The organism is Citrobacter pasteurii (genome assembly GCF_019047765.1).
GTDB classification, from domain to species: domain Bacteria; phylum Pseudomonadota; class Gammaproteobacteria; order Enterobacterales; family Enterobacteriaceae; genus Citrobacter; species Citrobacter pasteurii.
Map to the genome: position 1 here is coordinate 3,484,088 of NZ_CP077262.1, position 24,068 is coordinate 3,508,155.

18 protein-coding genes are annotated in these 24,068 nt (G+C 52.4%); 10 read left to right on the forward strand and 8 right to left on the reverse strand.

Translation table 11 applies throughout. The features are described 5' to 3' along the window. Window positions 1-9 precede the first annotated feature (9 nt). Window positions 10-1,917, reverse strand: coding sequence for an ABC transporter ATP-binding protein (locus I6L54_RS17065; protein ID WP_040231825.1), 1,908 nt, complete (start codon window positions 1,915-1,917; stop codon window positions 10-12). A gap of 12 nt (window positions 1,918-1,929) precedes the next feature. Beyond that, a complete protein-coding gene (rlmKL, locus tag I6L54_RS17070; protein WP_040231824.1) occupies window positions 1,930-4,038 on the reverse strand; it encodes a bifunctional 23S rRNA (guanine(2069)-N(7))-methyltransferase RlmK/23S rRNA (guanine(2445)-N(2))-methyltransferase RlmL in 2,109 nt (702 codons plus the stop codon). Window positions 4,039-4,136: 98 nt separating this feature from the next. Between rlmKL and I6L54_RS17075 the strand changes: the two genes are divergently transcribed. Continuing rightward, entirely contained in the window at window positions 4,137-5,243 is a 1,107-nt protein-coding gene (locus I6L54_RS17075; RefSeq protein WP_040231823.1) for a YcbX family protein, read from the forward strand. Here I6L54_RS17075 and zapC read toward each other — a convergent pair. Next, window positions 5,240-5,782 carry a cell division protein ZapC gene (gene zapC, locus I6L54_RS17080; protein WP_005123531.1) on the reverse strand — a complete coding sequence of 181 codons (543 nt, stop codon included), beginning with the start codon at window positions 5,780-5,782 and terminating at the stop codon, window positions 5,240-5,242. The two genes, I6L54_RS17075 and zapC, sit on opposite strands and share 4 nt — an antisense overlap. A gap of 166 nt (window positions 5,783-5,948) precedes the next feature. Beyond that, window positions 5,949-6,959, reverse strand: a complete 1,011-nt coding sequence (gene pyrD, locus I6L54_RS17085) for a quinone-dependent dihydroorotate dehydrogenase (protein WP_005123532.1) — start codon at window positions 6,957-6,959, stop codon at window positions 5,949-5,951. Window positions 6,960-7,202: 243 nt separating this feature from the next. Between pyrD and ssuE the strand changes: the two genes are divergently transcribed. The 5 genes from ssuE to ssuB are packed head-to-tail and all read left to right on the forward strand — an operon-like array spanning window position 7,203 to window position 11,453. Continuing rightward, window positions 7,203-7,778: an NADPH-dependent FMN reductase gene (gene ssuE, locus I6L54_RS17090; protein ID WP_005123533.1), complete on the forward strand. Its 576-nt coding sequence runs from the start codon at window positions 7,203-7,205 to the stop codon at window positions 7,776-7,778. Continuing rightward, a complete protein-coding gene (locus tag I6L54_RS17095; protein WP_005123534.1) occupies window positions 7,771-8,742 on the forward strand; it encodes a sulfonate ABC transporter substrate-binding protein in 972 nt (323 codons plus the stop codon). The genes ssuE and I6L54_RS17095 overlap by 8 nt, the downstream gene beginning before the upstream one ends. Beyond that, window positions 8,742-9,887 carry an FMNH2-dependent alkanesulfonate monooxygenase gene (gene ssuD, locus I6L54_RS17100; protein WP_040231821.1) on the forward strand — a complete coding sequence of 382 codons (1,146 nt, stop codon included), beginning with the start codon at window positions 8,742-8,744 and terminating at the stop codon, window positions 9,885-9,887. The genes I6L54_RS17095 and ssuD overlap by 1 nt, the downstream gene beginning before the upstream one ends. Before the next feature lie 10 nt (window positions 9,888-9,897). After that, window positions 9,898-10,689, forward strand: a complete 792-nt coding sequence (ssuC, locus tag I6L54_RS17105; protein ID WP_040231819.1) for an aliphatic sulfonate ABC transporter permease SsuC — start codon at window positions 9,898-9,900, stop codon at window positions 10,687-10,689. Beyond that, window positions 10,686-11,453, forward strand: a complete 768-nt coding sequence (ssuB, locus tag I6L54_RS17110; protein WP_040231817.1) for an aliphatic sulfonates ABC transporter ATP-binding protein — start codon at window positions 10,686-10,688, stop codon at window positions 11,451-11,453. The genes ssuC and ssuB overlap by 4 nt, the downstream gene beginning before the upstream one ends. A gap of 71 nt (window positions 11,454-11,524) precedes the next feature. On the opposite strand, the gene pepN is transcribed toward ssuB, so the two are convergent. After that, the gene (gene pepN, locus I6L54_RS17115) at window positions 11,525-14,137 is read right to left on the reverse strand and encodes an aminopeptidase N (RefSeq protein ID WP_040231816.1); all 2,613 of its coding nucleotides are present in this window, start codon (window positions 14,135-14,137) and stop codon (window positions 11,525-11,527) included. Window positions 14,138-14,402: 265 nt separating this feature from the next. On the opposite strand from pepN, the gene pncB reads away from it, so the two are divergent. From pncB to aspC, 4 genes are all read left to right on the forward strand, one after another. Beyond that, complete coding sequence (gene pncB, locus I6L54_RS17120) at window positions 14,403-15,605, forward strand: nicotinate phosphoribosyltransferase (protein ID WP_005123539.1); 1,203 nt, start codon at window positions 14,403-14,405, stop codon at window positions 15,603-15,605. A gap of 165 nt (window positions 15,606-15,770) precedes the next feature. Then, window positions 15,771-17,171: an asparagine--tRNA ligase gene (asnS, locus tag I6L54_RS17125; RefSeq protein WP_005123540.1), complete on the forward strand. Its 1,401-nt coding sequence runs from the start codon at window positions 15,771-15,773 to the stop codon at window positions 17,169-17,171. Between the two features lie 613 nt (window positions 17,172-17,784). Next, complete coding sequence (ompF, locus tag I6L54_RS17130; RefSeq protein ID WP_040231815.1) at window positions 17,785-18,861, forward strand: porin OmpF; 1,077 nt, start codon at window positions 17,785-17,787, stop codon at window positions 18,859-18,861. 183 nt (window positions 18,862-19,044) lie between these two features. Then, window positions 19,045-20,235, forward strand: coding sequence for an aspartate transaminase (gene aspC / locus I6L54_RS17135; protein ID WP_005123542.1), 1,191 nt, complete (start codon window positions 19,045-19,047; stop codon window positions 20,233-20,235). A gap of 603 nt (window positions 20,236-20,838) precedes the next feature. Here the strand turns inward: aspC and I6L54_RS17140 are convergent. The 3 genes from I6L54_RS17140 to ldtD form a co-directional block, all read right to left on the reverse strand. Continuing rightward, the gene (locus tag I6L54_RS17140; RefSeq protein ID WP_005123543.1) at window positions 20,839-21,486 is read right to left on the reverse strand and encodes an MBL fold metallo-hydrolase; all 648 of its coding nucleotides are present in this window, start codon (window positions 21,484-21,486) and stop codon (window positions 20,839-20,841) included. Window positions 21,487-21,514: 28 nt separating this feature from the next. Then, entirely contained in the window at window positions 21,515-22,063 is a 549-nt protein-coding gene (gene mepK / locus I6L54_RS17145) for a peptidoglycan L,D-endopeptidase MepK (protein WP_003831948.1), read from the reverse strand. 176 nt (window positions 22,064-22,239) lie between these two features. Next, window positions 22,240-23,991: a L,D-transpeptidase gene (gene ldtD / locus I6L54_RS17150; protein WP_005123544.1), complete on the reverse strand. Its 1,752-nt coding sequence runs from the start codon at window positions 23,989-23,991 to the stop codon at window positions 22,240-22,242. Window positions 23,992-24,068: the final 77 nt, after the last annotated feature.

Below are 24,068 nucleotides of genomic sequence, written 5' to 3' on the forward strand. Positions count from 1 at the left end.
CTCCTTTAATTATGCGCCATTCTTCAAAGACTCAAGATACTCCCAGCGCTCAAAGGCTTGCTCAAGTTCTTGTTCCGCTTCGTTCAGATTAGCCAATACCTGTTGCGTTTGCTCGTGAGGCTGACTGAAAAACGCGGCGTCAGCAACCTGAGCCTGTAAGGCTTCCAGCTTAGCTTCCAGTTCTTCAAGCAACGCGGGGAGCTGCTCCAGTTCGCGCTGCAGTTTATAGCTTAGTTTGCTCGTGCCGCGTTTGACAATTTCTGCTTTAGGAGCAACAGTTTCCTCTGTTTTTTTCGCAACTGGCTGTTTAAACGCCACATACTGCGATTGCTGGCTGCGCGCATCATGATAACCGCCGACATAACGACCAATTTTACCGCCGCCTTCGAAGATCCAGCATTCGGTCACGGTATTATCAACAAACTGACGGTCGTGGCTCACCAACAGCACGGTGCCCTGATAGCTATCAATTAATTCTTCAAGCAGTTCCAGCGTTTCGACGTCCAGATCGTTGGTTGGTTCATCGAGAATTAACAGATTGCTGGGCTTCAGGAATAAACGCGCCAACAGCAGGCGATTGCGTTCCCCGCCAGAGAGCGCACGTACTGGCGTCATCGCACGTTTCGGATGGAACAGGAAGTCCTGGAGATAGCCCAGAACATGGCGAGGTTTGCCGTTAACCACCACCTCTTGCTTACCTTCAGCAAGGTTGTCCATCACGGTTTTATCCGGATCCAGTTCGGCGCGGTGCTGATCGAAATAGGCAACTTCCAGCTTCGTCCCGACGTGAATGCGGCCACTGTCGGCCTGTAATTGTCCCAGCATCAGCTTAAGCAGCGTCGTTTTGCCGCAGCCGTTAGGCCCAATTAAGGCAATTTTATCGCTGCGCTGCACCTGCGCGGAGAAATCTTTCACCAGCTGCTTTCCGTCAACCTGGTAATCAACATTCTCCATTTCGAAGACAATCTTGCCAGAACGGCTAGCCTCTTCGACCTGCATCTTCGCTGTGCCCATCACTTCGCGACGTTCGCCACGCTCGCGACGCATGGCTTTCAGCGCACGCACACGACCTTCGTTACGCGTACGACGCGCTTTGATACCCTGACGGATCCAGACTTCTTCCTGCGCCAACTTGCGATCAAATTCCGCGTTTTGTAACTCTTCTACGCGCAACGCTTCTTCTTTATCCAGCAGATACTGATCGTAGTTCCCGGGATAGGTCACCAGCTTACCGCGGTCGAGATCGACAATGCGCGTCGCCATATTGCGGATAAATGAACGGTCGTGGGAGATGAAAATGATTGTCCCATTGAAGGTTTTCAGGAACCCTTCCAGCCAGTCGATGGTTTCAATATCCAGGTGGTTCGTCGGTTCATCCAGCAGCAGTACGCGCGGGTTACTCACTAACGCGCGACCCAGCGCCGCCTTACGTAACCAGCCGCCGGAAAGCGATGCCAGCTCCATGTCTGCTTCCAGGCCAAGCTGTTCCAGTACTTCATTAATACGGTTTTCCAGCTGCCACAGATTATGGTGATCCAGCTGTTCCTGAACCTTCGCCAGTTCCTGGAGGTTTTTATCACTCGGATCGGTGATCACCAGATGCGAGATATCATGATAACGCTTGAGGTAAACCGCCTGTTCTGCAATCCCTTCGGCGACGAAATCGTAGACGCTACCCTGCACGTTGCGCGGCGGATCCTGCTGCAGACGCGCCACAACCAGATCCTGCTCATAAATAATACGCCCATCGTCAAGACCCTGTTCACGGTTCAGGATCTTCATCAGCGTCGACTTGCCTGCGCCGTTACGGCCAACCAGGCAGACGCGTTCGTTATCTTCGATATGCAGTTCAGCATTATCAAGAAGCGGCGCATCGCTGAACGACAGCCATGCACCATGCATACTGATTAATGACATTTAATTTTCCTTTCAGGCTGCGGTAATCAGCCAGCAGTTGTGGATCTGTCGGTTACGGGCAAAGTCCTGGGAAAGCGTTTTTTGGGTGATTTCTTGTGCTTTCAATCCCAGTGCAGCCAGACCGTCGAGATCCATACGGAATCCACGTTTGTTGTTGGAGAACATGATCGTACCGTCTTTACGCAGCAGGCGTTTCAGATCTTTCATCAGCGCCAGATGATCGCGCTGCACGTCAAACGAGTCTTCCATACGTTTTGAGTTAGAGAACGTCGGCGGATCGATGAAAATCAGATCAAACTGTTCATTGGCTTCGCGCAGCCAGCCCAGGCAATCGGCCTGAATTAAACGGTGCGCGCGACCGCTCAGGCCGTTCAGACGCAGGTTACGTTCCGCCCATTCCAGGTAGGTACGCGACATATCAACCGTCGTGGTGCTACGCGCACCGCCCAATCCCGCATGTACGCTGGCGCTGCCGGTGTAGGAGAACAGGTTAAGGAAATCCTTACCCTTGCTCATCTGACCGAGCATGCGGCGCGCAATACGGTGATCGAGGAACAAACCGGTATCAAGATAGTCTGTCAGGTTGACCCACAGGCGCGCGTTGTACTCGCTTACCTCAATGAATTCACCCTTCTCATTCATCTTCTGATACTGATTTTTCCCTTTCTGCCGTTCACGGGTTTTCAGCACCAGTTTATTTGGCGCAATTTCCAGTACCGACAGCGTTGCGGCGATAATGTCGAACAGGCGTTGACGTGCTTTTTGCGCATCAACCGTCTTCGGCGGAGCATATTCCTGAACCACGACCCACTCACCATAGCGGTCCACTGCAACGTTGTATTCCGGCAGGTCAGCGTCATACAGGCGATAGCATTCAATGCCTTCCTGCCGCGCCCATTTTTCCAGCTTCTTGATGTTCTTGCGCAGGCGGTTAGCATAATCTTCCGCCACCGTGGCAGGTTTGCTGTCTGCGGTGGTCTCTGCAACGTGATAGTTCTTCTGTACGCAATCCAGCGGGCCGTTTTTCGCTTTGAACTGCTTGTCGGCACGTAATTGCAGGCTGCTGAGCAGATCCGGCGAGGCGCTGAACAGCGATAAATTCCAGCCGCCAAACTGGTTTTTCATCGTCCGACCCAGCAGGCTGTGCAGGGCTATCAGCGCCGGTTCGCTATCCAGACGTTCGCCGTATGGCGGGTTGCTGATAACCGTACCATACGGTCCTTTCGGCAGCGGATTGCTCAGTTTGGCGACATCTTTAACCTCAAACGTCATCAGATCGGCAATACCGGCGCGGCGGGCGTTACTGCGCGCTTTTTCAATCACCCGAGCATCGCTGTCGGAGCCGTAGAAATGCGAGGAGTAATCAGCCAGCCCTTTACGCGCACGAACCTGCGCTTCGGCTTTGACTTCTTGCCAGACGACTTCATCGTGCTGCGCCCAACCACTGAAGCCCCAGTACCCGCGGTGCAGGCCCGGCGCGCGATCGGTTGCCCACATTGCTGCTTCAATCAGCAACGTACCGGAACCACACATCGGATCGAGCAGCGGCGTACCCGGCTGCCAGCCAGAACGCATAACGATAGCCGCAGCCAGCGTCTCTTTGATCGGCGCCTGACCAGCGCGATCGCGATAACCACGCTGATGCAAACCGTCACCGCTAAGATCGAGTGCAATACTGGCGGTATCTTTATTCAGCCAAACGTTAATGCGCAGATCGGGTGATTCACGATCTACGTTCGGACGCGGCAGGTTTTTACGGGTAAAGGCATCGACAATCGCATCCTTTACTTTCAGTGCACCATACTGGCTATTACGAATCGTCTCGTTCAGCCCGCTAAAATGCACGGCAAAGGTGGCACCAGGATTAAATATCTCTGTCCAGTCGATTGCCTGAACGCCGAGGTACAGATCAAGATCGCTGTAGACCTTGCACTCTCCCATCGGCAGGATAATGCGCGAGGCCAGGCGGCTCCACATCAGGCTCTGGTAAACAAGCCGCGTGTCGCCCTTAAAATGGACCCCACCCTGAACGACCTGGCACTCCAGCGCGCCGAGGTTTTCCAGTTCAGTTTTTAACAGCTCTTCCAGCCCACGGGCCGTACTGGCAAACAGAGAATTCATAATGTCACTTTTACTCCGAGAAAATTGCTGCGCATTATAGCTAATATGGGCTGTATGTCATAAAGTTGAAGGCTTATTTTCGTTCAAGGGGCTGTACAGTGGTAACGTTGACCCGACTTTTTATTCATCCGGTTAAATCTATGCGTGGAATTGGACTCACGCACGCCCTGGCAGACGTCAGCGGTCTCGCCTTTGACCGTATATTTATGATTACCGAACCTGACGGAACGTTTATTACCGCCCGACAGTTCCCGCAAATGGTCCGCTTTACCCCTTCCCCTTTTCACGATGGACTGCATCTTACGGCGCCAGACGGTAGCAGCGCGCTGGTGCGATTCGCCGACTTCGCCACCCAGGATGCGCCGACAGAAGTGTGGGGAAACCATTTTACCGCGCGTATCGCGCCAGCCGCTATCAACCAATGGCTGAGCGGCTTTTTCTCCCGTGACGTGCAGTTGCGCTGGGTTGGCCCACAATTGACGCGCCGGGTGAAGCGCCACGATGATGTTCCTTTATCCTTCGCCGACGGTTATCCCTACCTGCTGACCAACGAAGCGTCGCTGCGCGATCTGCAGCAACGCTGCCCGGCAAGCGTCAAAATGGAACAGTTTCGCCCTAATCTGGTGATTTCAGGTGCTGGCGCCTGGGAAGAAGATACCTGGAAAGTGATTCGCATTGGCGACGTCATTTTTGATGTGGCAAAACCCTGTAGCCGCTGCATATTCACCACCGTCAGCCCAGAGAAAGGCCAGAAACATCCGTCTGGCGAGCCGCTCGCCACGCTGCAAACTTTCCGCACGGCGGCGGATAACGGCGATGTTGATTTCGGCCAGAATCTCATCGCCCGTAACAGCGGCGTGATTCGCGTTGGCGATGAAGTCGAAATTTTAGCAACCGGCCCCGCCAGAGCATACGGCGCAGCGGAATCTGATGATACCGTCGCCGAGAAGCAGCCCGATGCCACGGTACTGATTGACTGGCAGGGGCAGACCTTTCGTGGCAATAATCAGCAGGTATTGCTTGAACAGCTGGAAAACCAGGGAATTCGGGTTCCCTATTCATGCCGGGCAGGAATTTGCGGATGCTGTCGAATTCGACTGGTAGAAGGCGAAGTTAGCCCGCTGAAAAAATCAGCGATTGGTGATGACGGAACGATTCTGTGCTGCAGTTGTGTACCCAAAACGGCAATCAGACTGGAAAGTTAGACCGCCTGCTCAAGGCTGAAACTGTCGACAATTGCCTGCGGTTTCAGTCTGTCATTCATGATTTTAATCGCATCGCCAAGTTGCATGGTGCGACCGGCAATGACCACTCCCGGCTGCGCAAGCAAACACAGTGCGGCATTTTCACCCGGCTCTACCACTAACAGATTTACCTGTTCTTCAGTATCGCTCAAATAAACACAGGCAGCGTCGCCGACCACTGGCGACCAGTTCTCGCCGTGCGCGACAAAGTGCCAGCTTTTTGGCATTTGCGGTTTAAGATACCGAATAGCCACCAGCGCATTTAGCACCAGTTCCGCTTTTTGTTCTTTAGCTAAATCCAGGTAACGGCATTTTTCTTCGAAGGAGAAATAAAGCGCAGCGTCATCGACACAAAAACCAGACGGAGAAAAAGCATCAGGAGTGAGCATTTTACGCGCAAAACGCGAGCGGAATAACATGCCATTGGCTAAATCGAGCATCATTCGATCGTGCTCTTCATCATAATACCAGCGCCAGTTATCGTCGGGTTTAATTCGCATCAGTTTCTCTCCTTTCCTTAATCATCGCCATTACGACAGTATCCTTTTGCCGCTTCGTTTATTGCCCTAATAATAAAAGCTCAGAATGTTTAAATAAGCAACAGTAAAGGAATATAAAACAACCAGGGCTAGAAATAAAGCCCTGGTTGTCGGATTAAGGCATAGATCAGATATTGCTGACGATTTCTTTAATCAACGGCGGACCTTTAAAAATAAATCCCGAATAAATCTGTACGAGGGTTGCGCCGGCCGCCATTTTTTCCCGCGCGGCAATCACCGAGTCGATACCACCAACTCCGATAATCGGCAGTTGACCTTTTAATTCCTGAGACAACTGGCGAATAATTTCTGTACTTTTTAATTGCAATGGTCGCCCGCTAAGACCACCCATTTGATCGCAATTTTTCATTCCCTGAACGAGAGAACGATCGAGCGTGGTGTTAGTCGCAATTACGCCATCAATATTATGCCGAACTAAACTGTCAGCAACCTGGATCAGTTCTTCCACAGAAAGATCCGGCGCGATCTTTACCGCCACCGGCACATATTTATGGTGGATCGCTTGCAGATCGTTTTGCTTATTTTTAATTGCAGCCAGGAGGTCGTCCAGCGCCTCGCCGTATTGCAGCGTACGTAATCCCGGCGTATTCGGTGAAGAGATATTAATCGCGATATAACCGGCATAAGCATAGACTTTTTCCATACAAATCAGATAGTCATCTTTGCCATTCTCTACCGGGGTATCTTTATTCTTGCCAATATTAATTCCCAGAATACCGTCAAAATGCGATTTTTTAACGTTCTCGACCAGGTTATCAACCCCGTGGTTATTAAACCCCATACGGTTGATCAAACCTTCTGCATCAACCAGACGGAACAGACGCGGTTTATCGTTACCCGGTTGAGGACGCGGCGTTACGGTACCAATCTCAATGGAACCGAATCCCATCGCGCCGAGCGCATCAATACACTCCCCGTCTTTATCCAGTCCGGCAGCAAGCCCGAGCGGATTTTTAAACGTCAGCCCCATACAGGTAACCGGTTTTGCAGGTACCTTCTGGCGCACAAGCGCTTCAAGCGGCGTGCCGGTAATGCGACGTAATTGCTGGAATGTCAATTCATGAGCGCGCTCTGGATCGAGCTGAAAAAGGGCTTTACGAACGAAGGGGTAGTACATGAACTCTCCTGGATTCCCGGTGTGCAAACCGGGGGCGTATTATGTGCGATCGGGAGCAAAAAGGGAATTGACCTGCGGCAATAAAAAGCAAACGTTTTCTTTCGGCTCCTCGTTTTATGCAATTTTCAACTTTTCTATCCCGCATAAATTATTTCGATAAACAGAGCCTCTCTGCCAGACTGCATAAATTGTTATTAATGTTAAATAAAAGCAAACAATTAGTTATAAGCGGAGATTGAAATTATGCGCGTCATCACTCTGGCGGGAAGCCCACGCTTTCCCTCTCGCTCCAGCGCGTTACTGGAATATGCCCGAGAAAAGCTCAACGGTCAGGATGTCGAAGTCTTTCACTGGAACTTGCACAATTTTGCCCCAGAAGACCTGATCTATGCCCGTTTTGATAGTCCGGCGCTGAAGACATTTATTGAACAATTACAGGATGCTGACGGGCTGATTGTCGCCACGCCGGTCTACAAGGCAGCTTACTCTGGCGCACTGAAAACGCTGCTCGATCTGCTCCCCGAGCGAGCGCTGGAAGGAAAAGTGGTGTTGCCGCTGGCGACCGGCGGCAGCGTGGCGCATTTACTGGCCGTCGATTACGCGCTGAAACCGGTACTGAGTGCGTTAAAAGCCCAGGAGATCCTGCACGGCGTATTTGCCGATGATTCGCAGGTCATCGATTATCAGCATAAACCGCAGTTTACGCCCAACCTGCAGCAGCGCCTGGATAGTGCGCTCGAGACTTTCTGGCTGGCATTGCATCGTCGCGATATCCAACTCCCTCAACTGAATACCCTGCGGGGTACTGCCCATGCTTAATCTGCTCAAGCGCCACAGGTCGTGGCTGGCACTAACCGGGCTGCTTTCTTTGTCGACGCTGGTTCACGCCGCAGATGCAGCGCCAGACACTCTGCGCATTGGCTATCAGAAAGGGAGCGTCAGCATGGTGCTGGCAAAAAGCCATCAACTGCTGGAAAAACGCTACCCGCAGACAAAAATCTCATGGATTGAGTTTCCCGCCGGGCCGCAAATGCTGGAGGCGCTAAATATCGGCAGTATCGATCTCGGCAGTACGGGTGACATTCCACCAATTTTCGCCCAGGCTGCCGGAGCCGATCTGGTTTACGTGGGTGTTGAGCCACCCAAACCGAAAGCCGAAGTGATTCTGGTGCCGAAAAATAGCCCGATCCAGAACGTCGCGCAGCTTAAAGGACATAAAGTCGCTTTCCAGAAAGGGTCCAGCGCCCACAATTTACTGCTCCGTGCACTGCAACAGGCCGGGCTGAAATTTACCGATATTCAACCGACTTATCTGACGCCAGCCGATGCGCGAGCGGCCTTCCAGCAAGGAAACGTTGATGCGTGGGCTATCTGGGATCCCTACTATTCCGCCGCGTTATTGCAAGGTGATGTACGCGTGCTGAAAGACGGCTCAGACCTTAAGCAGACCGGTTCGTTTTATCTCGCAGCACGTCCTTATGCCGAGAAAAATGGCGCTTTTGTTCTTGGCGTACTGAATACCTTTAGCCAGGCCGATGCGTTAACCCTCAGCCAGCGCCAGCAAAGCATTGCCCTGCTGGCTAAAACCATGGGCCTGCCTGAGCCAGTGATTGCCTCCTATCTGGATCACCGCCCGCCAACCACCATTACGCCCGTCAGCGACTCTGTTGCCGCACTGCAACAACAAACCGCGGATCTGTTTTATGACAACCGTTTGGTGCCGAAAAAAATCGATATTCGCCAGCGTATCTGGCAACCCACTCAGCAGGCAGGAGAAAAATGATGAGTCTGAACATGTTCTGGTTTTTACCCACCCACGGTGACGGTCATTATCTTGGAACGGAAGAAGGTTCGCGCCCGGTCGATCACGGATATCTGCAACAAATTGCGCAAACGGCCGATCGTCTGGGATTTACCGGTGTGTTGATCCCAACCGGGCGCTCCTGCGAAGATGCCTGGCTGGTCGCCGCCTCGATGATCCCGGTCACCCAGCGATTAAAATTTCTGGTCGCGCTGCGTCCAGGTGTAACCTCGCCGACGGTTGCCGCGCGCCAGGCAGCAACGCTCGACAGACTTTCTAACGGTCGGGCGTTATTTAACCTGGTGACCGGCAGCGATCCGCAGGAATTGGCTGGTGACGGCGTGTTCCTCGATCACACCGAGCGCTATGAAGCCTCTGGCGAATTTACTCAGGTCTGGCGACGCTTACTGCAAGGTGAAACCGTGGATTTCAACGGCAAACATATTCATGTTCGCGGGGCAAAACTGTTCTTCCCGCCGATCCAGCAGCCGCATCCTCCACTCTATTTCGGCGGCTCGTCTGACGTCGCACAAGATCTGGCTGCCGGGCAGGTTGATCTCTATCTGACCTGGGGTGAACCGCCTGAACAGGTGAAGCAGAAGATTGAACAAGTACGAGCCAAAGCGGCGGCGCTCGGTCGCAAGATCCGCTTTGGTATTCGTCTGCATGTGATCGTACGGGAGACAACGCAAGAGGCGTGGCAGGCCGCAGATCGTCTGATAGCCCATCTGGATGACGACACCATCGCCAAAGCCCAGGCCGCCTTCTCAAAAACGGATTCGGTCGGTCAGCAGCGAATGGCTGCACTGCACAACGGTAAACGCGACAAACTGGAAATTAGCCCGAACCTGTGGGCAGGGGTAGGATTGGTGCGCGGTGGCGCAGGGACCGCACTGGTCGGAGATGGTCCTACGGTCGCAGCGCGTATTAACGAGTATGCCGCGCTGGGAATAGACAGCTTTGTGCTGTCCGGGTATCCGCATCTGGAAGAGGCGTACAAGGTTGGTGAACTGCTGTTCCCGCATCTGGATGTCGCGATACCCGAAATTCCGCAACCACAGCGCCTGCAACAGCAAGGCGAAGCGGTTGCGAACGAATTCATCCCGCGCAAAGTCGCTCAAAGCTAAGGAGCGGCTAATGGCAACGCCGAAAAACAGATGGTTATTGCGCCTCGCACCCTGGTTTTTACCGGTAGGTCTGGTGGCGCTCTGGCAGCTCGCATCATCAGTGGGCTGGCTCTCCACCCGCATCCTGCCCTCTCCGGAAGGCGTGGTCGAAGCTTTCTGGACGCTTTCCGCCAGCGGCGAACTTTGGCAGCATCTGGCGATCAGCGCCTGGCGGGCGCTGATCGGATTCTCCATCGGCGGATCGATTGGCCTGACGTTGGGACTGATAAGCGGCCTTTCGCGTTGGGGAGAACGCCTGCTGGATACGTCGGTGCAGATGCTGCGTAACGTCCCGCATCTGGCGCTGATCCCACTGGTCATTTTGTGGTTCGGTATTGATGAGTCCGCCAAGATCTTTCTCGTCGCGCTGGGCACGCTGTTCCCGATTTACATCAACACCTGGCATGGCATCCGTAATATTGACCGCGGGCTGGTTGAGATGGCGCGCAGCTATGGATTGTCAGGCTTTTCACTGTTTATTCATGTGATCCTCCCCGGTGCCCTGCCCTCGATTATGGTCGGCGTACGTTTTGCTCTCGGGCTGATGTGGCTGACGCTCATTGTGGCGGAAACCATTTCAGCCAATGCCGGTATTGGCTACCTGGCGATGAACGCTCGCGAGTTTCTACAAACCGATGTGGTCGTGGTGGCCATTATTCTCTACGCCCTGCTGGGTAAACTTGCCGATGTCAGTGCCCAACTGCTGGAGCGAATCTGGCTACGCTGGAACCCGGCTTACCATGTGAAGGAGGCTACTGTATGAACACCGCTCGCCTGAACCAGGGCACTCCGCTTGTGCTGAGCGCAGTGACGAAACAATACGCCGCCAATACGGTGCTCAATCAGTTAGATTTGCATATACAGGCCGGGCAATTCGTTGCCGTGGTTGGCCGCAGCGGTGGTGGTAAAAGCACGTTGCTGCGTCTGCTGGCAGGGTTGGAGTCGCCCACCTCAGGCGCATTACTTGCCGGAACCACCCCACTGGCGGAAATTCAGGATGATACGCGTATGATGTTTCAGGATGCGCGTCTGCTGCCCTGGAAGACGGTTATCGATAACGTCGGTCTGGGTCTGAAAGGTCACTGGCGCAATGCGGCCCGAGATGCGCTGGCCGCAGTTGGGCTGGAGAATCGAGCTCAGGAGTGGCCCGCAGCGCTTTCCGGCGGACAAAAACAGCGCGTGGCCCTTGCCCGGGCATTAATTCATCGCCCTGGTCTGCTGCTGCTGGATGAACCCCTCGGCGCACTGGATGCCTTAACCCGCCTTGAAATGCAGGAGCTGATCGTCTCTTTATGGCAAGAGCACGGCTTTACCGTACTTCTGGTCACCCATGATGTCAGCGAAGCGGTGGCAATGGCCGATCGCGTCTTGCTGATTGAGGATGGAAAAATCGGGCTGGATTTAACGGTGGATATTGCACGACCGCGTCGGATTGGTTCGGTGCGTCTGGCAGAACTGGAAGCCGAGGTGTTGAACCGGGTGATGCAACGCGGCGAAAATGAAGTTCAGCTACGAAGGCATGGTTAAAAATGCCGGATGGCGCTACCGCTTATCCGGCCTACACGTGAATGGTAGGCCGGACCCATCCGGCGACATTATCAGGCTAATGCTTTAGTTATCTTCTCGAACAGATCGCCTGACAGATTCTCCAGACCTTTCAACTGTTCCAGAGCCGCACGCATCTTCGCCTGACGTTTGGCATCATAACGTTTTAGACGAATCAGCGGCTCAATCAAACGAGATGCCACCTGTGGATTTCGGCTGTTCAGTTCGGTCAACATGTCGACCAGGAACTGATAGCCGCTACCATCTTCCGCATGGAATGCCGCCGGGTTGCTGCCCGCAAAGGCACCGATCAGCGAACGGATGCGGTTCGGGTTACTCATACTGAAGGAGCGATGCTTCAACAGGCCGCGTACCGTCTCCAACACGTTATCTGCCGGGCTGGTAGATTGCAGGATAAACCATTTATCCATCACCAGACCGTCGTGATGCCATTTGTCGTCGTATTCCTGCATCAGCGCGTCACGACACGGCAACTGTGCTGCGACCGCCGCAGACAGCGCTGCCAGCGCATCAGTCATGTTATTCGCTTCACGGTACTGCCTGCTTACCAGCGTGTCAGCCAGATGGGCTTCGCCAAATGCCAGGAAGCGCAGGCAGGCGTTGCGCAGCGTACGTTTGCCGATATCAGCATGCTCAACGCGATACTCATCGAGATGATTGGCGTTATAAATCGCCAGGAATTCATCTGCCAGTTCAGCAGCCAGCGTGCGGGTTAACGCTTCACGAACCTCGGCGATCGCAACTGGATCGATAATCTCAAACAGCTCAGCAATCTCGTTGACGGAAGGCAGCGTCAGGATCTCTGCCGCCAGTGCCGGATCGATTTTCTCATCGAGCAGAATCGCCCGGAATGCGTCAGCAACGTGTACCGGCAGTGACAGCGGCAGTCCCTGCTGATGTCGGGCAACATTCAGTTTAATATAGGTCGCCAACAGGCTCTGAGCCGCATCCCAACGGGAGAAATCATTGCGAGCATGACGCATCAGGAAGGTCAGTTGCTGGTCGCTCCATTTATATTCCAGTTTCACCGGCGCTGAAAACTCACACAGCAGTGCCGGAACCGGCTGGAAGTAGACGTTATCGAAAACAAACGTCTGCTCTGCCTGGGTCACGTTGAGTACGGAATTCACCGGGTGACCGCCTTTTTGTAGCGGGATCACTTTCCCTTCGTTGTCATACAACTCGAGGGCGAAAGGAATATGCAGCGGTTGTTTTTCAGCCTGATCCGGCGTGGCTGGCGTACGCTGGCTGATAGTCAGCATGTACTGTTCCGTCGCTGGATTGTAGTCATCTCGCACGGTCAAAATCGGCGTACCGGACTGGCTGTACCAGCGGCGGAAATGTGAAAGGTCAACGTTCGACGCATCTTCCATTGCCTGCACGAAATCATCACAGGTCGCGGCGCTACCATCGTGACGTTCAAAGTAAAGCTGCATTCCCTTCTGGAAATTCGCCTCACCCAGTAGGGTGTGGATCATACGAATCACTTCAGCGCCCTTTTCGTACACGGTCAGGGTGTAGAAGTTGTTCATCTCAATGACCATATCCGGACGAATTGGATGGGCCATCGGGCTGGCGTCTTCGGCAAACTGCAAGCCGCGCATGGTACGCACGTTGCTAATACGGTTTACCGCGCGAGAACCAAGATCGGAGCTAAATTCCTGATCACGGAATACGGTTAGACCTTCTTTCAGGCTTAACTGGAACCAGTCACGGCAGGTGACACGGTTACCGGTCCAGTTATGGAAATATTCGTGGCCGATAACGCGCTCAATATCGAGATAGTCTTTGTCGGTGGCTGTATCGGTACGCGCCAGCACGTATTTGGAGTTAAAGATGTTCAGACCTTTATTCTCCATCGCCCCCATATTAAAGAAGTCCACGGCGACAATCATGTAGATATCGAGGTCATACTCCAGACCAAAACGCTCTTCATCCCATTTCATGGAATTTTTCAGCGACGTCATCGCCCACGGCGCACGGTCCAGGTTGCCGCGATCAACGTACAACTCCAACGCGACTTCACGCCCGGATCGGGTCGTAAAGGTATCGCTCAGCACATCGAAATCACCGGCGACCAGCGCAAACAGATAGCACGGTTTCGGGAATGGATCCTGCCACTGCACCCAGTGGCGACCGTTTTCCAGTTCGCCCTGCGCGACACGGTTGCCGTTGGAAAGCAGGAATGGATATCTGGTTTTATCGGCAATAATTTTGGTCGTAAAACGCGCCAGCACGTCCGGCCTGTCGAGATACCAGGTAATATGGCGAAACCCTTCCGCTTCGCACTGGGTACACAGCGCATCGCCGGACTGATACAGCCCTTCCAGCGCGGTATTCGCCGCTGGGCTGATTTCATTCACGATACGCAGCGTAAAACGTTCCGGCAGTTGGCTGATGACCAGAGCACCTTCTTCTTCTTTATACTCTGTCCACGGGTCATCGTTCACGTGGATTGACACCAGGGTCAGATCTTCACCATTCAGGCGAAGGGGAGCATCAGACGCACCATGACGGACAGCCTGGCTCACTGCGGTGACCACGGTTTTTTCAGCATCCAGGTCAAAGGTCAAGTCAATATCAGTAATCTGGTAATCCGGTGCACGATAGTCGTGACGGTATTTGGCTTGTGGCTGTTGTGTCATAAAAAACCTTTAGCATCTTTGGTAGAGTCTCGGCTTCAGTCTATTCCTGTTGCGTAAATCGCGCTACGCAGAATGTTCATCTTTTCAGGCACAAACACCCTTTTTGCTACATTTTAATAACACGCGGCACGAAATGCCCTCGACCAGAAAGACAGCTTATGGTGTGATCGGGGTTCAATAAATCGCTAAACAGGGTATACTCCAGCGGTTTTCTTAGTTGTTTATTGTACTAAACGCTCCCGCGAGAGGATGCTACTGCGCACCTATGACACAATTCGCTTCTCCTGTTCTGCACTCGCTGCTGGATACAGACGCTTATAAGTTGCATATGCAGCAAGCCGTTTTTCACCACTACTATGATGTACAAGTAGCGGCTGAATTTCGTTGCCGTGGCGATGACCTGCTCGGTATTTACGCCGACACTATTCGTGAGCAGGTTAACGCTATGCAGTACCTGCGACTTCAGGAGGACGAGTACCAGTGGCTCTCCGGCCTGCCTTTCTTTAAAGCTGATTACCTCACCTGGTTACGTGATTTCCGCTACAACCCGGAACAGGTTCGCGTCACCAATGATAACGGTAAGCTGAACATCCGCTTAACCGGTCCATGGCGTGAAGTCATCATGTGGGAAGTTCCGCTGCTGGCGGTAATTAGTGAGCTGGTGCACCGTTACCGTTCGCCAGAATCTGGCGTGCCGCAGGCACTGGCTGAGCTGGAAAACAAATTAGCAGAATTCACTACATTAACGAAAGATGTCGATATGTCCCGCTTCCATCTGATGGATTTCGGCACGCGTCGTCGTTTTTCACGCGAAGTGCAGCAAGCTATTGTTCAGCGTCTGCAGCAGGAACCGTGGTTTGTTGGCACCAGCAACTACGATCTTGCCCGTCGTTTGTCATTAACGCCGATGGGAACCCAGGCACATGAATGGTTCCAGGCACACCAGCAAATCAGCCCTGAGCTTGCTACCAGCCAGCGCGTTGCCCTGGCCGCCTGGCTGAACGAATATCCCGACCAGCTCGGCATCGCCCTGACCGATTGCATCACCATGGACGCGTTTTTGCGCGACTTTGGCGTTGAGTTTGCAACCCGCTACCAGGGGTTGCGCCACGACTCTGGCGATCCGGTTGAATGGGGTGAGAAAGCCATCGCCCATTATGAAAAACTGGGTATTGACCCGCAAAGCAAAACGCTGGTGTTTTCAGATAACCTCGATCTGAATAAAGCGATTGAACTCTACCGTCACTTCTCTTCTCGCGTGCAACTGAGCTTTGGTATCGGGACACGCCTGACGTGTAATATCCCCCAGGTTAAGCCGCTGAATATCGTTATCAAGCTGGTCGAATGTAACGGTAAGCCGGTAGCCAAGTTGTCAGATAGTCCAGGTAAAACCATTTGCCACGATAAAGCATTTGTTCGTGCGCTGCGTAAAGCTTTCGATCTTCCGCATATTAAAAAAGCCAGCTAGTCCTTTCAGGGAGCCACTTTGGTTCCCTTTTCACGTTTATTTCCGAAATCTTTCACTCCAGCTACGAATTCTGCTTGTCTGATTGCAGATGCCAGGTAACATAGGTATCCCCCCATTACGGGTGGACATGTGTTTATATATCCGACTATTAACAGAGAGAATATTATGAGCGTTGTGCCTGTAGCCGACGTACTCCAGGGCCGCGTAGCCGTTGACAGCGAAGTCACCGTGCGCGGATGGGTGCGTACCCGCCGAGATTCAAAAGCTGGCATCTCCTTCCTTGCCGTTTATGACGGTTCCTGCTTTGATCCTGTACAGGCCGTCATCAATAATTCTCTGCCCAATTACAATCAGGACGTGCTGCGCCTGACGACGGGTTGTTCGGTTATCGTGACGGGTAAAGTCGTTGCGTCACCAGGACAAGGACAGAGCTTTGAAATTCAGGCCACTGAAGTTGAAGTCGCGGGCTGGGTTGAAGATCCTGACACCTATCCCATGGCAGCAAAGCGTCACAGTATTGAGTACCTGCGTGAAGTGGCGCACATGCGTCCGCGCACCAATATGATTGGTGCGGTAGCGCGCGTACGTCATACGCTGGCGCAAGCGCTGCATCGCTTCTTCCACGAGCAGGGTTTCTTTTGGGTTTCTACCCCACTGATCACCGCTTCCGATACCGAAGGTGCCGGTGAAATGTTCCGCGTATCAACGCTGGATCTGGAAAACCTGCCACGCAACGATCAGGGTAAAGTCGATTTCGATAAAGACTTCTTTGGTAAAGAAGCCTTCCTGACGGTTTCCGGTCAGTTGAACGGCGAAACCTATGCCTGCGCACTGTCCAAAATTTATACATTTGGACCGACTTTCCGTGCGGAAAACTCCAACACCAGCCGTCACCTCGCAGAGTTTTGGATGCTTGAGCCGGAAGTCGCTTTTGCCGATCTGAACGATGTTGCAGGTCTGGCTGAAGCGATGCTGAAATACGCGTTCAAAGCCGTACTGGCAGAGCGTGCGGATGATATGAAGTTCTTCGCCGAACGTGTCGACAAAGACGCGGTATCACGCCTGGAACGTTTTATTGATGCTGACTTCGCGCAGGTGGATTACACCGATGCGGTAAGCATTCTGGAAAAATGCGGCAAACAGTTCGAAAACCCGGTTTACTGGGGTGTCGATCTGTCTTCTGAGCACGAACGCTATCTTGCCGAAGAACACTTTAAAGCGCCGGTGGTTGTTAAAAACTATCCGAAAGATATTAAGGCGTTTTATATGCGCCTTAACGAAGACGGTAAAACCGTTGCGGCAATGGACGTGCTGGCACCGGGAATCGGTGAAATCATCGGTGGTTCTCAGCGTGAAGAGCGTCTGGACGTGCTGGATGCCCGTATGCTGGAGATGGGTCTGAACAAAGAAGATTACTGGTGGTATCGCGATCTGCGTCGCTACGGTACCGTTCCGCATTCCGGTTTTGGTTTGGGCTTTGAGCGTCTGATTGCTTACGTCACCGGCGTACAGAACGTCCGCGATGTTATTCCGTTCCCGCGTACACCGCGTAACGCCAGCTTCTAACGTTGTCGCTTTAACCTTAAAGGCCAGCACTGCTGGCCTTTTTTCGTTCAGCGCATTGCTGCATTTGTCGCCTTAGATGAATTCTCATCCCGCACTAAACTCAACCCGTAAATTCCCCCTTCCTGTTACGCAATGTTTCACTGCAACATTTGAGAACAAAAAATAATCACTATTTTTATTGTGGATTAGCATTTCATGATCAAATAGAGCATTTATCCCCCATTCGCACGGCATTCTGGACGGCTAAAATAGGCATTTGTAAAAATGGCTCTTTTTTGCGGGGTTAGATAAAAATGTCGTTAGCAAAATTAAGTATAAGAAAATCATATAAATAGATAAAACTGAGCAAAATTCAATCGCAGGGACAGCTGAAATTTGAAGTCGTTCACAAAGTTGCATAAAAATAACATTTTGTTACATATTTTTTCTTTTTGAAACTAAATCTTTATATTTGTAGCACTTTGAGAGTAGCGAAACGGTAGTTTGAATGGAAAGATGCCTGCAGACACATAAAGACACCAAACTCTCATCAATAGTTCCGTAAATTTTTATTGACGGAATTTATTGGCGGCAGTGGCAGGTGTCATATAAAAACCGATGAGGGTAATAAATAATGATGAAGCGCAATATTCTTGCAGTGGTTATCCCTGCTCTGCTGGTAGCCGGGGCAGCTAACGCTGCAGAAGTTTATAACAAAGATGGCAATAAAGTAGACATCTACGGTAAAGCTGTAGGTCTGCACTATTTTTCCAAGCACAACGGTGACAACGCCTACGCACCTAATGGCGATCAAACTTACGCCCGTCTTGGTTTCAAAGGGGAAACTCAGATTAACGACCAACTGACCGGTTACGGCCAGTGGGAATATCAGTTCAGCGGCAATAACTCCGAAGGCGGTGACGACTCTCAGAATGGGAACAAAACCCGTCTGGCGTTTGCCGGTCTGAAATTCGGTGACGCAGGCTCCTTCGATTACGGTCGTAACTACGGCGTCGTATACGATGCACTGGGTTACACCGATATGCTGCCAGAATTCGGTGGCGATACTGCGGCTTCCGACCAGTTCTTCTCTCAGCGTAACGGTGGCCTCGCGACCTACCGTAACTCCAACTTCTTCGGTCTGGTTGAAGGCCTGAACTTCGCTGTTCAGTACCTGGGTAAAAACGAGCGTGATGACGTTCGTCGCTCTAATGGTGACGGCGTTGGCGGTTCTGTAAGCTACGAATTCGAAGGCTTCGGTATCGTCGGTGCATACGGCGCGGCTGACCGTACCGATGCTCAGCAAAACCCGCTTCTGCGTGGCCATGGCGACAAAGCTGAGCAGTGGGCTACCGGCGTGAAATACGATGCTAACAACATCTACCTGGCAGCGAACTACAGCGAAACCCGCAACGCAACCCGCATTTCTAACGGTTATGCGAACAAAACTGAAGACGTACTGTTAGTTGCTCAGTACCAGTTCGACTTCGGTCTGCGTCCGTCCATCGCCTATACCAAATCTAAAGGTAAGGATATCGAAGGTATCGGTGACGTAGATCTGGTGAACTACGTTGAAGTGGGTGCGACTTACTACTTCAACAAAAACATGTCCACCTATGTTGATTACATCATCAACCAGATCGATTCTGACAACAAACTGGGCGTAGGCTCTGACGACACCGTTGCAGTAGGTATCGTTTACCAGTTCTAATAGCAGACCTCTTTGCTAAATGCCTAAAAAACAGGACTTCGGTCCTGTTTTTTTATATCCGCCAGCGGATTCTTGCGTCTTCAAAAAACCCCCCTGCTTTTCGTCACTAACGGTTGGCATTTTGTAAATCTACCGTTAACCTGATAGCGGACTTCCCTTCTGTAACCACAATGGAACCTCGTCATGTTTGAGAACATTACCGCCGCTCCTGCCGACCCCATTTTGGGCCTGGCTGATTTGTTTCGTGCCGATGATCGCCCGGGGAAAATAAACCTCGGAATCGGTGTATATAAAGATGAGACAGGCAAAACGCCGGTATTGACCAGCGTTAAAAAAGCCGAGCAATATATCCTGGAAAATGAAACCACCAAAAACTATCTTGGCATTGACGGTATTCCAGAGTTTGGTCGCTGCACTCAGGAATTACTGTTTGGTAAAGAAAGTGCACTGATTAATGAAAAACGCGCGCGTACAGCACAGACCCCTGGTGGTACAGGAGCCCTGCGTGTGGCCGCTGATTTCCTGGCAAAAAACACCAGTGCAAAACGCGTGTGGGTCAGCAACCCAAGCTGGCCGAACCATAAGAGCGTATTTAATTCTGCTGGTCTGGAAGTGCGTGAATATAACTATTACGATGCGGCGAACCACTCGTTAGACTTTGATGCGCTGCTGGCAAGCCTCAGCGAAGCGCAGGCTGGCGATGTAGTACTGTTCCACGGCTGCTGCCATAACCCAACCGGTATCGATCCGACGCTTGAGCAGTGGCAAACGCTGGCTCAGCTTTCTGTCGAAAAAGGATGGTTGCCGCTGTTTGACTTCGCATACCAGGGCTTTGCCCGCGGTCTGGAAGAAGATGCAGAAGGTCTGCGTGCATTTGCCGCGCTGCATAAAGAGCTGATTGTCGCCAGCTCCTACTCCAAGAACTTTGGTCTGTACAATGAGCGCGTAGGTGCCTGTACGCTGGTTGCAGCTGATGCTGAAACCGTCGACCGTGCGTTTAGTCAGATGAAATCCGCCATCCGCGCTAACTATTCCAACCCGCCAGCCCACGGCGCATCTGTAGTCGCCACGATTCTGAGCAACGACGCGCTGCGTGCCATCTGGGAACAGGAACTGACCGATATGCGCCAACGCATTCAGCGCATGCGTTTACTGTTCGTCAATACGCTGCAGGAGAAAGGTGCGAACCGCGACTTCAGCTTTATCATCAAACAGAACGGTATGTTCTCATTCAGCGGACTGACGAAAGAACAGGTTCTGCGCCTGCGTGAAGAGTTTGGTGTTTATGCTGTTGCTTCCGGACGCGTAAACGTCGCAGGAATGACGCCAGACAACATGGCGCCGTTATGCGAAGCGATTGTCGCAGTGCTGTAATCTATCGCGTACAGAAAAGGCCTCAATAGCCGTAATGCCTGTCAGTTAAGCATTATTGAGAATATGTAATTCAGGCTCAGGGTTCCGTTCACCCTATGTTTGTCACTTCTCTGAGGCACAGAAACCCGTGAACGTGTAAGGGAGGCTCACCGCCGCCTCCCTTACATCCCAGGCTCCCGGCGGGAAAATCGTCGCTACGCGATTCATTCGTCTTATGCCGTCTGCCGGTCGGGTCGGGGTCGAGCCTGCGTCCATGCAGGCCGTCCCCTCTGCCCGCATCCCTGCGGGCAGACCCGGGCAGCCGTCAACGCCTCATCGATTTTCAGCCGGACCAGTGTCATCGCTGCAACGCTCTGACTTCCAGTTCAATCTGTTTTGCTGTTCAAACCTGTTCAAATAAAAATGCAGATGGTCAGGTGTGGGCTGGTCCGGCTGAAAATTGCCGACGTGTTTCCGTAAGGCAGGGAGAGCCAGCATGGATGCTGGCTCAGGGCGCGCTTTAAGGCGAACGTAGCAATACGCAGGAGGCAACAGATTCATTACCTCCGGTCCGTTAACTAACCAGCATTACCGCAGTCGCAGCCCTTTTACTTATCTAAGCTATTACCAGACAGGCATTTCATCCTGCAGGAACGGATTATGTAGCCGTTCGTTACCCAGTGTAGAAAGCGGGCCGTGACCCGGAATAAACGTCACGTCATCACCCAATGGTAAGAGTTTACGTTTAATCGAATCAATCAATTGGTTGTGATCTCCGCGAGGGAAATCACTGCGTCCTACGCCGCCTTTGAAAATCACGTCACCCGAGATCAGTAATTTTGATTGTTGATCAAAGAAGACGACATGCCCTGGCGTGTGACCCGGGCAATGCAGCACCTGTAAGGTTACGTTGCCGACGCTAATCCGATCGCCTTCGTTTAGCCAGCGATCTGGCGTCAGCGGCTCACAGTCACCCAGGCCAAACATACGGCTTTGCGCAGGCAGCCCCTGCAGCCAGAACTCATCTTCTTTTTCCGGCCCAATAACCGGTACACCGTAATGCTGTGCCAGTTCTGCCGCCGCCCCAACATGATCGAGATGACCGTGGGTAAGCAGGATCTGCATGAGCGTCAGACCGCTGGCATCGACTTCCTGTTTGATTTTCTCGGCATCACCGCCGGGATCGACCAGTGCGGCCAGACGCGTCTGCTCACACCAGATTAGCGAGCAGTTCTGGGCGAATGCAGTGACCGGAATAATACGATAGTTCATACAGCTCCTGTTTCATTAAGCTTACGGATCACCAGTGCCGTGCAGGCCCGGTGTCAATATGCACAAAGTTACTGCTGGGGTAGTATCCTACACCACCTGCGCGCATAGATAACGCAGCTTTGCGAATATTACTTAATGCGATGCCTTCAATATGGAAATCCATGGCCTGTCCTTTCGTGTGGTAGCTTTTCTTTGCCACACCACGACTACGTGCACGGAGTTCGTTATTGGTATCGATGGAGCGATAGCCGGAGATCAGTTGTACGGGTTTACGCGTACCCAGCAGTCCCTGCAGACGGAAGAGTTGATCAAACAATCCCGGGTCGATGGATTTCACTTTATTCGCCCGAAAGTCACGGAAAAAGTGATTAAGTTTTGCTAATTCGTCCTGAATATAGCCCCTGCCATCAAAAAACTCTGCTTTAATTGACTCACCGGTATGCAGGTTATTCAACGTCAATATACGCGGACGTGGGGTGGAGAGTGTTGCAAACGCAGGCGTGGGCAGGATGGCAGCGCCGAGGGCAATACCACCAAGCGCCAGCAATTTGCGGCGATTAGCGTCAAATTTGTCCATGGTATTAAGGTCTACAGGTCAATGTTATCGTATGTATGCTCTAGCGCACGCGGGAAACCTTATCTGGCTAAGTAGTCCACGTCAAGGCTCCCAAACCCAGGAAATACGGGGCTTACAGCCATCCTGCCCCGTTTTCGTCATAACTTACGACAATCATTTTCCTCGAACTGCTTCATTTATCTGATTAATTGCTCAGCTTTCGACATGATTTGTGCGCTGGATCGCGCTGTCTGATCGTAATTGTAAATATCTGTACGATACTGAGTGCGTCCATCGCTTCCCACAAAGGCAGTCAGATAGTAGAGGTTGACCGGAATATTCTGGCGGATATTTACATACCGCGTATCCCCTTGCTTCAGGGCATCCGAGATGCGCGTATCATTCCAGCCAGCATCCTGCAGCAGCATATTCGCCAGTTCCGAGGCCTTATTCACGCGCACACAGCCAGAACTTAGCGCCCGAGTATCCTTCTGGAACAAATTATGGTTTGGCGTATCGTGCAGATAAATGGCATCAGAACTCGGCATGTTGAATTTATAGCGCCCCAGCGAATTACGCGCGCCCGGTGCCTGCTGGAAGCGGAACGGCAGATTTGAGGCGGTGATTGTAGCCCAGTCGACCTGCCACGGATCTATCGTCTCTTTGCTGTTCCAGCCGCGCATTACAGTATACCCGTGACGCTCAAGGTACCCCGGATCGTTCCACAATTTAGGCAGAATATCTTTTCGGGCCAGCGTCGGCGGTACGTTCCACGGTGGGTTTACAACCACATTATTCAACGCGCTGCTCATCATCGGCGTTTTACGATCGGGACGTCCGACAATAACACGGGAAGCCAGCACCTGATTTCCGTTCTGATAATAAACCAGCGAGTAGGCTGGGATGTTTACCATGATGCCGGTAGACAGATCGCTCGGCAGCAGGCGCAAACGCTGAATATTTAACGCCAGTACGCCCGCGCGTTGAGCAGGCGTCACGTTCAGCCAGTCGCGTGTTGCAGGACCAATCGTGCCATCGGCCCCCAGCCCCTGCCATGTCTGAAAACGTTTCACCGCATCAACAAGTTCGCGATCGTAGGCGCTACGCCCTTCTTTGGCAGAAGTGCTGACACCGGCGTTCAGCATTCCGGTGCGACGCAGAATTTCGCGCAGCGCCGGGATATCATTACTCCATTCACCGGGACGCAACGTCGTGGTGCTGGTTAACCGTGGCCAGGGTCGCGAATCCCCCACCAGCTTCAGCAACGACTCATGCATCGCTGCATACTGTGGATGTTGAGGTGTAAGGCTGGTGATAAATGACGTTAGCTGACCATTGTCCAGCGCCACCTGCCATTGGTTAACAACGGAGAGCGGTGGCGTTGCCAGAGCATAAGGCTTATCGCTATACAGCCAGCGGCTACCTTTGACGGGGATATTGGCAATAAAGTGCAGATAGCCCATCATCGCATCAGAAAGCACAGTATCACGTGCCAGGCCAGTGACTGCCGGGTCAGTCAGAAGTGCAACCCACGAGGTGAACTGCGGCTGAAAGCCGGCAATCGCCACCTCGGCTAACTGTTGTTGAAAGGCTTTTACCGCATCACGATTTTCCCACATCGGTTTCATTTCGCGTGCGGCATACAGTAATTCCAGCTGGCTCATATAAACCGGCGTATAGCCTGCTGGTAGCTGAGATTGCAATTCAGCGCGGGCTTGATCAACTGACACGCCCTGCGGCAGCGGTTGAATCCCCGCCATGATCGCCGTCGCGGAAGATTGTACCTGCGGTTGCGATAACGCTGTAGGCTGTTCGCTAACGGCCGCAGAGCTGTCGCCAGGAATCATTTCAGGCTCATCGGCCTGCGCATTGAACAGTGGAGCGAATGTTACGGCCAGGCACAAACTGATTGCCGACAGCCGACGACCACACATTTTATTAAGCAACATCCCTTGCCCCCTGTTTTCTTTATCATACTTTGAGTAGCCAGACCGCCTGTATTCCCCGTTACTCTCACGGGAGCGGG